Below are 12,653 nucleotides of genomic sequence, written 5' to 3'. Positions count from 1 at the left end.
ACCTGTCCTGCCGTGGACCCCGTCGAGCTCGAGTTGCGCAAGTACGACGGACGGCCGCACCGCCGGGTCACCGGCCGGCTGCTGGGCACCGACGAGTTCGGCACCTGGATCGGAACGCCGCGCGGATCGGTCGTCCGCTACAGCTACGGATGGCGCCGGGTCGAGCTGACCCGCGAGGACTCGGTCCGCCTGCTCCCGCGAGACGGCTGGTGGATGGCGATGTTCCTGGCCGAGCCGAGCCGCACGGACGTCTATTGCGACGTGGCCACCCCGGCCCGGCGTACCGCTCCCGGCCGGTTCACCGTGATCGACCTGGACATCGACCTGATCCGGTTCCGCGCCGACCGCCGGGTGGTGATCGACGACGAGGACGAGTTCGAGAGTCACCGCCACCGGTTCGGTTACCCCGACGACGTGGTGACCCGGGCAACCAGCGCCGCCGCGGAGCTGCACGAAGCCCTGGCGCGCGACCTCGAACCGTTCGCCGGCCACTACCGCGACTGGCTGGCCCGGCTCACCGCAACCCGGCGCCGACGCTGGTTCCGCTGACCCGGGAAACTGTCAGAGGGTAGCCCTAGGTTCACCCTATGAACGACACGACACTCCAGACCGCCCCGATCACCCTCGACCGCCGCCTCCTGCTCGGCGAGACGGAGTATCAGGTCACCGTCTTCCCCACCGACGATCACCGGCTCGATCTATGCATCGTGAGCAGCGACGGCGACGGCCGCGTGGTGAGCGAAATAAGCGGCGGCATCGCCCCGGCCGACCTGCCCAGCCTCACCGACGTGCTCACGTCCACCCTGTCCGGCCTGATCGCGATGACCCGCCCACCCACGGCCCGCGTCCCGCCGCCCCCGGAGCGCCGCAACCGCCCGCCCAACCGAGGCGCCCGCTGGACCCCCGACGACGACGCCCAACTCCTCACCCGCTTCCGCGCCGGCACCAACCCCACCGCCCTGGCCACCGAATTCGGCCGCACCCCCGGAGCCATCCGAGCCCGCCTGGAGCACTTGGGCGAGCTCCCACCCACCGGTCGCTGGCCCACCCCCAACCCCACCGGCCACGCCTGACCGCACGCCGCGGGCCGGCCATCCCGGCCCGCGGCCACGGGCCGACCAGAGCCGCCCCGGGGCTTTCGGAGAGACTGCTGGCGTGAACGTGACGCCCGGCTGTGAGGTTTCGAGGTCGTCTGCACTGCTGACCACGGTCGTCCGCACGACGTGCAGGCTGCCGCAGGGGCCTGGGCGACGCGGTGCTGTAGCCGGGTTCCAGGTCGGTCCACCGGTCAAACAGAGGTGAGCTCGGCGGCGTGGGCGGACTCGAGGACGGCTGCCGCGGCCCGCACCCGCAGGTTGCCACTCACGCTCCGAGAGCTCGATCCGGCGGCATTGAGGAGTCGCGGTCTGTTCCGAGGAGTACGTCGCGGAGCAGGTCCGGGTCGTCGAGGGCGCCGGCCGGGACGCTCCAGTACACCTCGACGGTGACCGTGCGGCCGCGGGCGGTGTATCGGAACGGGGTCGAGCCGGTGGCGTGCCAGGTGTCGCGGTGCGCGAGGTCGACCTTGGCATAGGCGGTGTCCATGACGATGCCGATCTGTTCTCCATCGCGCCGTAGCGACCAGCCGCCGAAGAAGGGGGCGACGTCGACGCCCGAGGAGGGCCCGAGGAGGTCGAGGACGTGTTCGGCTATGGCGCGGGAGCCGGTCACCTGACGGCTGCCGTGGTGTACCGGTCAACGTGTGCGCGGTATGCGTCGCGCAGCTCATCGAGCCGGTCGGCGCCGAGGGCGAGCGGTACGCCGTAGAAGCCGGCGAGCAGGCCGGTCACGGCCGCCTCGGGGTCGGGCGATGGCGCCAGGTGGCGGCGGAACAGGTCGGCCTGCGGGGTAAGCGCGATGTCGAGGGCACGCAGGTCGTCGAAGGCGAGCAGCCGTTCGGCGGCGCTGATGTCCAACACGGCGCAGACACCGCCGCCGCGGGCTACCTCGGCGGTGATCTCGAACCACATGCGGGGGCCGGCGACGATGGATCGGGCCGTCTCGTCGAAGAACTGTCGGATGAAGTCGGCGCCTTGCGACGCCCCGTCGATGGCGAGGACGGTGCCGATGCGCCACATGCAGATGTGGTAGGCGAGCAGCTCGGTCTTGGACCCGAAGTGCGAGAAGAAGGTCGGCTCGGACACCTCGGCTGCCGACGCGAGTTCCCGCACCGGGATGTCGGCGAACGGAATGTGTTCGACGCGTTCGCGCAGGGCCTGCCACAGCCCTACGCGTAGTCGGGCCCGTTTACGTTCGCGCAGCGGCAGGGCCGCGAACCGGTCGGCGGGTGAGGTCACGGCAGCGCGAGAGCGTCGATGACAGCGGCGGCGACGCCGGCCGACGAGGCCGGGTTCTGGCCGGTGAGTAGGCGGCCGTCGCGGCACACCGTCGGCGTGAACGGCTCGCCGACCTCGACCACGGCGCCGATCGTCTTGAGTCGCTGCTCCAACGAGAAGGGCAGTGCGGCGGTCGCGCCGGCCAGCGCCTCCTCGGCGTCACTGAACCCTGTCACGGTCCGCCCCGCCACGAGGGGATCCCCGGTCGGTGTGGTCGCGCCGAGCAGCCCGGCGGCGCCATGGCAGACAGCAGCGACGACACCGGTACGGCCGATTGCGCCGACGATCCGGGCAAGGGGCTCGTCGTCGGGGAAGTCCCACATGGTGCCGTGTCCGCCGACCAGGAACACCGCGTCGTAGCCGGCAGGATCAACGGATGCCAGCGGCGCGGTATTGGTGAGCAGAGCGTCGAGATCGGGGTCGATGGCGGTGTCGACGGTGCTGGTCGGATCGACCGGCGGCCGCCCACCGCGCACCGAGGCGAGGTCGACTGCCAGCCCAGCATCCCGGAAGGCGCGCAGGGGAACCACCAGTTCTTCCAGCCAGAACCCGGTAGGCCGGCCGGTGGTACCGAACATGTCGTGAGAGGTGAGCACCATGAGAACTGATCTCGTCATAGGCGCAGTATGCACAAAAACATTAGTGAACACAAGTTTTTATGTAACTGTAGTGACGGAGTCTCGATCCAACGACGTAGTCGGAGGCGGAGGTACAGACCCGGCGCAGCATCGGTTCGATCCACAAAGGTCAGCGCGTTTGCCCGTCACAGAAGCGGCCCGGACAGCATGCGCGCCGCCGCCCCGGCATCCGACGACCGCGACTCGCGCTGCAGCCCGGCGCGACAGCTTGGCCGCGCCGCCCAGACCACTCCGGTCAGCCGCGGGCGCCTTCCTTCATCGCCCTACCGTCTGCCGAGGTGCTCGCCATACGGCAGCGACCATGCTTCTGTTCTCGGGGGCGCCGACCACAACCGAGACGAACGCACTAATCCAAGATCACGCCGTCAGGACCCGGCAGCAAGCCGCACCGTGGGGCTTCCGGGACTCGGCCCCCGGAGCAGGCATCACGCGAGAGCCCTGGTCCGCACTCTCCCGTGGACAGGCGCCTCGCAACTCTCGTGGGCGCGGCAGGTTTCGAACCTGCGACCCCTCGCTTGTAAGGCGAGTGCTCTCCCACTGAGCTACGCGCCCGGCTCGGCTTCAGCCGGAGTGGTCATCGTACCTTGTCGCGGATCAGGGCTTGAGGGCGGCGAGCGCCGCCCGCCAGGAGTGCTGATCGCGGGCTTCGCCGGGGCCGTTCATCTCGGCGAGGCGGATGGTTCCGGTGGCGTCGACGAGGAAGGTGCCGCGGTTGGCGAAGCCGGTGGTCTCGTTGAAGACGCCGTATGCCTTGGCCACTTCGCCGTGCGGCCAGAAGTCGGCGAGCAGTGGGAAGTCGAAGCCTTCCTGTGACGCCCAGACCTTGTGGGCGTACACCGAGTCGACGCTGATCGTCAGCACCTGGACTTCGTCGTTCGCGTACGCCGGCAGGTTTTCCTGCACCTCGGTCAGCTCGCCGTGGCAGGTGCGGCTGAACGCCAGCGGGTAGAAGACCAGCAGGACCGCCTTGCGGCCGCGGAAGTCGGCGAGGCGTACCTCTTGGTTGTTCTGGTCCTTGAGGGTGAAGTCGGGCGCCGGCACGCCAACAGAGATCGGCATCCGCCCAGCTTAGTCGCGCGGACGCCGACCTCGGCGAGGTGGCGGTGTGAGCTACTTCTTCTTGGCGCCCCGGGGGGAGACCAGGCGTGCGCCTGTCCAGTCCTTGCCGGCGTTCACCGTCGAGGTCTGCTGGAGGCCGGCAGTGGGCGCCGCCTCGCTGATCTCGCTCGGCTCGACGTGGCCGTCCCGGCCTGCCTTGGGGGTCAGCAGCCACACCACACCGTTGTCGGCGAGGGGGCCCAATGCGTCGGTCAAAATTTCGAAAAGGTCGTCGTCGCCGTCGCGGTACCAAAGCAGCACCGCGTCGACCACCTCGTCGGTGTCCTCGTCGACCAGCTCTCCGACGCGTTCGGTCAGGGCGTCACGGAGGTCCTCGTCGACATCGTCGTCGTATCCCATCTCCATGACCACCATGTTCGGCTCGAAGCCGAACCGGTCCGCCAGGCTGCGTACGCCGTCGGCCTGACCCGCGGTCGCGCTCACTGTCCAAATCCTCCTAGCCGTGAAATAGCTCCGGAACCTGGGGGTAGTCCACACACTCCGGAGCCTCGGCGCAAGTGGCGCACCGAGTGTGTGGCAATTTACCGTGCCAGCAGTGTGTGGGCACCCTGTGTGATGGCATCCTCTCCCACCAGGACCTGTTGGGCAGCCGGACCGAGCGGAACCGGTGCGTCGGCGGCGGCCACCCGGCGTACGGACCCGACAAAAGCCCCATCCACCAGAGCCGCGAGTACGCCCTCGCCGACGCCGCCGGAGCGCCGGGTCTCGTCGACGATCAGCACCCGACCGGTCGCGGACGCCTCCCGTACCAGGTCAGCGGCGGGGAGCGGGTTGAGCCAGCGTAGATCGACCACGCGGGAACCGTACCCGTCGGCGGCGAGTTGGGTGGCCACCCGGAGTGCCATCCGGACGCCGTTGCCGTACGTCACGATGGTCAGATCCTGGGTGGTGCCCAGCCCGTAGATGCGCGCCCGGCCGATCGGTACGTGCCCGCCGGCCCAGGTTTCCGGCGCCGGATACGGCGCCAGCCACTCGTTGTCGCCTTGTTGATAGAGGTCCCTCGTTTGGTAGAGGGCGACCGGTTCGAGGAAGACGCAGACGGTGCGGTCCACCTCCGCCGCGGCCAGACAGGACCGGAGCATCGGCGCGGCGTCCTCCGGGCGGGACGGCACGGCGACGACCAGTCCGGGTACGTCGCGCAGGACGGCGACCGAGTTGTCGTTGACCACGTGCCCGCCGAGGCCGAACGGCTGGGCGAACGCCGGGACCCGCAGCACCATCGGATTCCGGTACGCGCCGGCGGAGAGGAACGACATCGTCGCCGCCTCACCGCGCAGTTGTGCGGCGGCCTCGTGCAGGTCGGACAGACCGGCGAGCTCGGCGACCGGGAGCCGCCCGGCGGTACCGGCGCCGAGCGCGAGACCGAGGATCGTGGTGGCGTCGGGGAGGGTGTCGAAGACCCGGTCGCCGCGCAGCCCGCTCCGGGTCGCGGCCGGACCGAAGACCAGCAGGTCGGGGTTGCCGGCCAGGGCGTCGGTGAGGGTGGCGTCGAGGGTCTGCGCCAGCGTCATCGGCCCGGCCTGCTCGGGCAGGTTCCCGCCGAACGCCTGTTGCCGGGCCGCCGCACCAGGCCCGGCCGCCCGGTCGGCCGCCTCCGTGACGGCGTGCGCGACGCGCAGCGGGCGGCGCGGCGCCAGGGAGGCGACGATCTCGCCGACCGAGACCAGTTTCGGCTCGCCGAGCACCTCCTCGGCGGCCTTGCGGACCTGCCAGCCGACCTCGTCGTACCGGGTGATCACCTCGTCGGGGGCGAGCAGGCCGGCGTCGACGAGCAGGCGGGCGGTGCCGACCAGGGGGTCCCGGTCGAGGTCGGAGCCGGGGTCCGGGTCGCCCGGCTGGCCGAGCAGGCGGACGGTGGCGAGGTGCAGCAGCGCCGGGCGGCGTTCCCGCCGGACGAACTCGGCGGCGTCGACCGCCGCCTCGTAGGTGGCCGCCAGGTCACACCCGTCGGCGTACGAGTACCGCAGTCCCGGCCGCCCGCGCAGTGCCGCCGCCGTCCAGTTCTCCGGGTCGGCGCTGCCCGGGCCGTTGTCCTCGCAGACCAGCAGCAGCGGGAGGTGGAGGCCGGCGCGTTCGTGCCAGCCGGCCGCGTGCAGGGCCGCGGACGCACCGGGCCCGGCCGCGCCGGCGTCGCCGAACGAGGCCATCACGATGGCGTCCTCCGGCCAGGGCGTCGTGCCGCCCCGAGTGAGGGCGCTGGCCAGGCCGACCGCCCGGGGCAGGTGCGCACCCGGCGTGGACACCGCCGGGACGAGGTGCAACTCGGTGCTGCCGAAGAGTTTGTCGCGGCCACCGGTGATCGGGTCGCGGACCGAGGCGACCACACCGCGCAGGACGTCCCCGGCGGCATCCTCGAGCCGGCGTACCGGGTCGCCGCCGACGTCGTCCGGGCGCTGCGCCGAGCGTACGCAATAGAACGCCGCCGAGCGGTAATGCAACAGCGCCGGATCGTCGCCGCGCAACGCCGCGGCGACCGCGGCGTTTCCCTCGTGGCCGGCCGACGCGGTGGTGTGGAAGCCCTCGTTGAAGCTGCGCAGCCAGCGTGCGGCTAGGTCGAGGTGGCGGGCGGCGAGCTGGGCGTCGAAGATCTCCCGGGTACGGGCGCCGGTCAGCTTGCCGCCGTCGCGGACCGGGTCGCCGGGGGCACGCCCGGACTCGGGTGGTCGCAGGGCCGAGACCGCATCGCGGAAACGCTCGTCGAGGTTTTGCGGGGTGGTCACGCGATTCAGCATCGCCGACCGGCGCGAACCCTGCCACCGAGGCTTGTTCGCGACCTTGCTCGAGTTGTGCATCCGCGCAGATGAAGCACATCAAGCCTGGTTGCGAAGAAGACCGATCTACCGGCGCGGGTGGGTGACCCGGTGGTGTACTCAGGACATGATCATGAGGTGCGCCGCCGCCCGGCTGGCGCTCTGCCTGTGCTGGCTGGCCGGGACCGCCGGGTTGTTCCTGCTGCTCGATCTATATACATGAGAACCATGCGCACTGAAGTGATCACCGTACGGACCGGCGGTTCCCCCGTGGTCCGCGACATCACCCGAGAGGCCGAGCAGTTCGTCGAGTCCGAGAGAGACGGGCTGCTGCACATCTTCGTTCCGCACGCGACAGCCGGCCTGGCGATCATCGAGACCGGAGCCGGCTCGGACGACGACCTGCTGACCGCGATCGATGACCTGTTGCCGGCCGTGGACAAGTGGCGGCACCGGCACGGCTCACCCGGCCACGGCCGCGATCACGTGCTGCCGGCCTGGATCCCGCCGTACGCGTCACTGCCCGTGATCGGCGGCCGGATCGCGCTCGGCACCTGGCAATCGATATGTCTGGTCGATCCGAACGGCGACAACCCCACCCGACAGGTGCGTTTCTCCTTCATGGCGGGCTGATCACCGGAGCGCGTCCACAAAGTTACTGGTCAGTACGTGTGTCGCGCGTCGCTGAGACACCCGGTAGACGTGACGACGCACACCGTGAGGGGGCAGGATGGAAGCCTGTTCCGAGCGATTCGCCACCTAGGGTCGCCCGGTTGTCCGACACTCACACCAAGAGGATTGCCTGTGGCCACGGAGCGCAAGCGCCCGGTGATCAGCGATGGCCTGCCGAGCCAGCTTCCCGACATCGACCCCGAGGAAACCAACGAGTGGGTCGAGTCGCTCAACGGAGTCATCGACGAACGAGGCGCCAAAAGAGCCCGTTATGTGATGTTGCGCCTGCTGGAGCGGGCCCGGGAGCGACAGGTCGGCGTTCCGCCACTGACGTCCACGGACTACATCAACACGATTCCGCCGGAGCGGGAGCCGTGGTTCCCGGGTGACGAGTTCGTCGAGCGGCGGATCCGGGCGTACATCCGGTGGAACGCGGCGATGCTGGTGCACCGGGCGCAGCGCCCGGAGATCGGCGTCGGCGGTCACATCTCGACGTACGCGTCGTCGGCCAGCCTCTACGAGGTCGGCATGAACCACTTCTTCCGCGGCAAGGACCACCCGGGCGGCGGCGACCACATCTTCTTCCAGGGGCACGCCTCCCCGGGCATGTACGCCCGGGCGTACCTGGAGGGCCGCCTCAGCACCGACCAGCTGGACGGCTTCCGGCAGGAGCTGTCGCACCGCCTACCCGACGGGTCCAGTGGCGGCCTGCCGTCCTACCCGCACCCGCGTCTCATGCCGAACTTCTGGGAGTTCCCGACGGTCAGCATGGGCCTCGGCCCGCTGAACGCGATCTATCAAGCGCGGTACAACCGGTACCTGCACAACCGCGGCATCAAGGACACCAGCCAGCAGCACGTCTGGGCGTTCCTCGGCGACGGCGAGATGGACGAGGTCGAGTCGCTCGGCGCGATCGGCCTGGCCGCCCGCGAGGAGCTGGACAACCTCACCTTCGTCATCAACTGCAACCTGCAGCGCCTGGACGGCCCGGTCCGCGGCAACGGCAAGATCATCCAGGAGCTGGAGGCCTTCTTCCGCGGCGCCGGGTGGAACGTCATCAAGGTGGTCTGGGGCCGCGAGTGGGACCCGCTGCTCGCCGCGGACACCGACGGCGCGCTGGTCAACCTGATGAACGTCACGCCGGACGGCGACTACCAGACGTACAAGGGTGAGTCCGGGGCGTACGTGCGGGAGCACTTCTTCGGCCGGGACCCGCGGACCCGCAAGCTCGTCGACAGCTTCAGCGACGACGAGATCTGGAACCTCAAGCGCGGCGGTCACGACTACCGCAAGCTCTACGCGGCGTACAAGGCGGCGACCGAGCACACCGGCCAGCCGACCGTGATCCTCGCCAAGACCATCAAGGGCTGGACGCTGGGTTCGCACTTCGAGGCCCGCAACGCCACGCACCAGATGAAGAAGATGACCCTGGACGACCTCAAGGGCTTCCGGGACCGGCTCTACCTCGACATCAGCGACAAGCAGCTCGAGGAGAACCCGTACCTGCCGCCGTACTACCACCCCGGCGAGAACTCCGACGAGATCCAGTACCTCCAGCAGCGCCGCCGTGACCTGGGCGGTTACGTGCCGACCCGGCGCACCAAGGCCAAGTCGCTGAAGATCCCGGACTCGAAGGCGTTCGGCGACATCAAGCGGGGCAGCGGCAAGCAGAAGATCGCCACCACGATGGCGTTCGTCCGCCTGCTCAAGGACCTCATGAAGGACAAGGAGTTCGGTGCCCGCTGGGTGCCGATCATCCCGGACGAGGCCCGCACCTTCGGCATGGACTCGCTCTTCCCGACCAAGAAGATCTACTCGCCGCACGGCCAGACCTACACCTCCGTGGACCGGGAGCTGTTCCTGTCCTACAAGGAGGCGACCAACGGTCAGATCCTGCACGAGGGCATCAACGAGGCGGGTTCGACGGCGAGCTTCATCGCGGCCGGCACGTCGTATGCCACGCACGACGAGCCGATGATCCCGCTGTACATCTTCTACTCGATGTTCGGCTTCCAGCGGACCGCGGACGAGCTGTGGGCGGCCGCCGACCAGATGACCCGCGGCTTCCTGCTCGGCGCGACCGCCGGGCGGACCACGCTGAACGGTGAGGGCCTCCAGCACGAGGACGGACACTCGCTGCTCATCGCGGCGACCAACCCGGCCGTGGTGGCGTACGATCCGGCGTTCGCGTTCGAGATCGCGCACATCATCGAGAACGGCCTGCACCGCATGTACGGCGAGAAGCAGGAGAACATCTTCTACTACCTCACCATCTACAACGAGCCGGCCGTGCAACCCGCCGAGCCCGAGGGTGTGGACGTGGAGGGCCTGCTCAAGGGCATCTACCGATTCTCCGAGGGTCCCCAGACGAACGGACCGAAGGCGCAGCTGCTCGCCTCCGGCACCGGCATGCGCTGGGCGCTCAAGGCCCAGGACCTGCTCGCCCAGGACTGGGGGGTGAGCGCCGACGTCTGGTCGGTCACCTCCTGGACCGAGCTGCGCCGGGACGCGATCGAGGCGGAGGAGCACAACCTGCTCCACCCGAGCGACGCCCCGCGCAAGCCGTACATCCAGCAGAAGCTGGAGAGCAGCGAGGGTCCGTCGGTCGCGGTGAGCGACTGGATGCGGGCGGTACCCGACCTGATCAGCCGGTGGGTACCCAACGGCTACACCTCGCTGGGCACCGACGGGTTCGGCATGAGCGACACCCGGCACGCCTTGCGCCGCCACTTCCACGTGGACGGCGAGTCGGTCACCGTGGCCACGCTGCGCGAGCTCGCACTGCGCGGTCAGGTTCCGGCGCACGTCCCGGCCGAGGCGGCCAAGAAGTACGCGATCGACGACGTCAACGCCGCGCCGGTGGGCGAGACCGGCGGCGACAGCTGATCGCACGCTCTCTGAGGCGGCCCGTCGCGTTTGCGGCGGGCCGCCTCAGTTTTGGCGCCGACCGTGCCGATGTGACCGGTGTGCGCCTTCGAATCAGCCACCAACTCCTGATCCTCGGTCTGGGCAGCGTGCTCGTCACCGCGCTGGTCCTGGTGGCGGTCGGAGCCTGGCAGAGCAGCCGGTTCGCCGACCGCACCGAACGTGAGGTGCTGCGGCAGAACGAGGCGGAGCTGGACCGGACCACCGCCGACATCACGAGCCTGGTCAAGACCGTCGGCGACGAGATCCAGCACGGCGTGGACGTCGGCCTGAGCAGCGCGGCCGGCCTGCTGAAACAGCGGGGCGGCGTGGAGTTCTCCGAGCGGACCGCGACCTGGACCGCGGTGAACCAGGTGAGCCAGGCGAAGACGCGGGTCACCCTGCCCCGGGTCACGGTCGACGGTTCCTGGCTGGGGCAGAACACCGATCCGGGGCGGACCACGCCGTACGTCGACGACGCCGAGAGTCTCGCGGGCGGCGCGGTCACCCTCTTCCAGCGGATGAACGCCGCCGGCGACCTGCTGCGGGTGGCCACCACGATCCGCGGCAAGGACGGGAAGCGGGTGATCGGGACGTACATCCCGGCCACCGCGGCGGACGGCAAGCCGAACGCGGTGGCCGCGGCGATCAAGGCGGGCAAGACGTTCCGCGGGGTCGCGCAGGTGGTCGGCACGCCCTACATCAGCATCTACGACCCGATCAAGGACGCCTCGGGCGCGGTGATCGGTGCGCTCTACGTCGGCGTGCCGCAGAGCGAGGCGCTGGAGAACCTCACCGCGACGATCGCCGGGCGGACCGTACGCGAGAACGGCTGGATCGGCATCTTCAGCACCGCGGCGGCGAATCGAGGTCAGGTCGTCGCCTCCAGTCTCGACGGGGTGGTCGGCACCACCGACTTGGAGGCCACCGACGCCGCCGGCACCCGGTACGTCGAGCAGATCGTCACCCAGGCCCCTCAGCTCGCCGAGGGCGCGACGTGGCGGACGACGTACCAGTTACCCGGGGCGGGGGGCTCGGAAGCCGGAGACACCACCACGACGGTCGCGTACTACGCCCCGTACCAATGGGCCGTCACCGTCGGCGGCTACAACGCCGACGCCGAACGGGCGGTCACCGTGGTCCGGGACGGGCGCGGCGCGATGCTCACCTGGTTCGTGGTCGTCGCCGTGCTGCTCGCGGTGGTCGGCGCCGCGGTCGCCTTCCTTCAGGCCTCGCGCCTCGCCGGGCGGGTGTCCCGGCTCACCGGGGCCCTCACCCGCCTGGCCGAGCGCGACCTCACGGTCTCGGTCCGGGACCGGGGGCGCGACGAGATCGGCGAGGCGAGCGCCGCCCTGGACACCGCGGTCACCGAGCTGCGCACGGTGATGCAGGAGGTGACCATCGCTTCCGGCGAGGTCTCCGACACCGCCCAGCAGGTGTCGGCAACCGGTGGGGAGATGGCCGCGGCCGCGGACGTCGCCGCCGACCGGGCCGGCACTATGACCGTCTCGGCGGACACGATGTCGCACGTGGTGCAGACGGTGGCCGCCGGTGCCGAGGAGATGGGCGCCTCGATCACCGAGATCTCCCACAACGCGCAGGAGGCCGCCCAGGCCGGGCGGGACGGCGTCGGGCTCACCTCGGCGGCGGCCGGCGTGATCGCCGAGCTCCGCTCCTCCACCGCCAAGATCACCGACGTGGTACGCCTGATCGCGACCATCGCCGAACAGACCAACCTGCTCGCCCTCAACGCCACCATCGAAGCGGCCCGGGCCGGGGAGACCGGCAAGGGCTTCGCGGTCGTCGCCGGCGAGGTGAAGGAACTGGCCCAGGAGACCGCCCGCGCCACCGAGGACGTGACCGCCCGAGTCGCCGCGATCGAGGGCGACACGGCCCGCGCGGTCACCGCCATCGACGCGATCTCCGCGCGGATCGCGCAGGTCAACGACTATCAGACGGCGATCGCCGCAGCGGTCGAGGAGCAGGCCGCCACCACCGCCGAGATGGCCCGCAACATCTCCGAGGCGGCCGACGGGAGCCGGGAGATCGCGACCGGCATCGGTACGGTGAGCGGCGCCATGGAGGGCACCCGGCAGTCGGTGGCGGCGGCACACCAGGCGGCCGGCGAGCTGTCCGCCACCGCGCAGCGCCTCACGGGTCTGGTCGGCCGCTTCACCGTGTGACTAGCGTCTGTC

General features: G+C 70.2%; 11 protein-coding genes and 1 tRNA gene. 5 read left to right on the top strand and 7 right to left on the bottom strand.

The annotated features are described in order from the left end of the window. The first annotated feature begins 12 nt into the window (after positions 1-12). Positions 13-549: a ribonuclease FAU-1 family protein gene (locus tag I4J89_RS30265; RefSeq protein WP_196417515.1), complete on the top strand. Its 537-nt coding sequence runs from the start codon at positions 13-15 to the stop codon at positions 547-549. A gap of 38 nt (positions 550-587) precedes the next feature. Further along, positions 588-1,073 carry a hypothetical protein gene (locus I4J89_RS30260; RefSeq protein WP_196417514.1) on the top strand — a complete coding sequence of 162 codons (486 nt, stop codon included), beginning with the start codon at positions 588-590 and terminating at the stop codon, positions 1,071-1,073. Positions 1,074-1,362: 289 nt separating this feature from the next. Here the strand turns inward: I4J89_RS30260 and I4J89_RS30255 are convergent, their stop codons facing one another. The 7 genes from I4J89_RS30255 to I4J89_RS30225 all read right to left on the bottom strand — a co-directional run bounded on the left by I4J89_RS30255 (position 1,363) and on the right by I4J89_RS30225 (position 6,864). After that, entirely contained in the window at positions 1,363-1,710 is a 348-nt protein-coding gene (locus tag I4J89_RS30255) for a TfoX/Sxy family protein (protein WP_196417513.1), read from the bottom strand. After that, complete coding sequence (locus tag I4J89_RS30250; protein WP_196417512.1) at positions 1,707-2,336, bottom strand: TetR/AcrR family transcriptional regulator; 630 nt, start codon at positions 2,334-2,336, stop codon at positions 1,707-1,709. Before I4J89_RS30250 ends, I4J89_RS30255 begins: the two co-directional genes overlap by 4 nt. After that, positions 2,333-2,992: a type 1 glutamine amidotransferase domain-containing protein gene (locus I4J89_RS30245; RefSeq protein WP_196417511.1), complete on the bottom strand. Its 660-nt coding sequence runs from the start codon at positions 2,990-2,992 to the stop codon at positions 2,333-2,335. The genes I4J89_RS30250 and I4J89_RS30245 overlap by 4 nt, the downstream gene beginning before the upstream one ends. 501 nt (positions 2,993-3,493) lie before the next feature. Beyond that, positions 3,494-3,565 (bottom strand) — tRNA-Val (locus tag I4J89_RS30240). 42 nt (positions 3,566-3,607) lie between these two features. Then, the gene (locus I4J89_RS30235; RefSeq protein ID WP_196417510.1) at positions 3,608-4,072 is read right to left on the bottom strand and encodes a peroxiredoxin; all 465 of its coding nucleotides are present in this window, start codon (positions 4,070-4,072) and stop codon (positions 3,608-3,610) included. 51 nt (positions 4,073-4,123) lie between these two features. After that, positions 4,124-4,555: a DUF3052 domain-containing protein gene (locus I4J89_RS30230; protein ID WP_196417509.1), complete on the bottom strand. Its 432-nt coding sequence runs from the start codon at positions 4,553-4,555 to the stop codon at positions 4,124-4,126. Positions 4,556-4,653: 98 nt separating this feature from the next. Continuing rightward, a complete protein-coding gene (locus tag I4J89_RS30225) occupies positions 4,654-6,864 on the bottom strand; it encodes a transketolase C-terminal domain-containing protein (protein WP_196417508.1) in 2,211 nt (736 codons plus the stop codon). 246 nt (positions 6,865-7,110) lie between these two features. Between I4J89_RS30225 and I4J89_RS30220 the strand changes: the two genes are divergently transcribed. The 3 genes from I4J89_RS30220 (at position 7,111) to I4J89_RS30210 (ending at position 12,641) form a co-directional block, all read left to right on the top strand. Beyond that, the gene (locus tag I4J89_RS30220; protein ID WP_196417507.1) at positions 7,111-7,515 is read left to right on the top strand and encodes a YjbQ family protein; all 405 of its coding nucleotides are present in this window, start codon (positions 7,111-7,113) and stop codon (positions 7,513-7,515) included. 171 nt (positions 7,516-7,686) lie between these two features. After that, positions 7,687-10,440, top strand: a complete 2,754-nt coding sequence (gene aceE / locus I4J89_RS30215; protein ID WP_196417506.1) for a pyruvate dehydrogenase (acetyl-transferring), homodimeric type — start codon at positions 7,687-7,689, stop codon at positions 10,438-10,440. A 71-nt stretch (positions 10,441-10,511) separates the two neighbouring features. Then, the gene (locus tag I4J89_RS30210) at positions 10,512-12,641 is read left to right on the top strand and encodes a methyl-accepting chemotaxis protein (RefSeq protein WP_309238530.1); all 2,130 of its coding nucleotides are present in this window, start codon (positions 10,512-10,514) and stop codon (positions 12,639-12,641) included. The last annotated feature ends 12 nt before the right edge of the window (positions 12,642-12,653 follow it).

Source organism: Actinoplanes aureus (assembly GCF_015704865.1).
GTDB classification, from domain to species: Bacteria; Actinomycetota; Actinomycetes; order Mycobacteriales; family Micromonosporaceae; genus Actinoplanes; species Actinoplanes aureus.
The sequence above is the reverse complement of the archived record's forward strand: the minus strand, read 5'-3'. Positions and strand labels throughout refer to the sequence as shown.

Bases quoted from the DNA above. Each gene is read 5' to 3' on its own strand.
- I4J89_RS30260 (WP_196417514.1), top strand. From the start codon at position 588: ATGAACGACACGACACTCCAGACCGCCCCGATCACCCTCGACCGCCGC.
- I4J89_RS30245 (WP_196417511.1), bottom strand. From the start codon at position 2,992: ATGACGAGATCAGTTCTCATGGTGCTCACCTCTCACGACATGTTCGGT.
- I4J89_RS30235 (WP_196417510.1), bottom strand. From the start codon at position 4,072: ATGCCGATCTCTGTTGGCGTGCCGGCGCCCGACTTCACCCTCAAGGAC.
- I4J89_RS30225 (WP_196417508.1), bottom strand. From the start codon at position 6,864: ATGCTGAATCGCGTGACCACCCCGCAAAACCTCGACGAGCGTTTCCGC.
- I4J89_RS30220 (WP_196417507.1), top strand. From the start codon at position 7,111: ATGCGCACTGAAGTGATCACCGTACGGACCGGCGGTTCCCCCGTGGTC.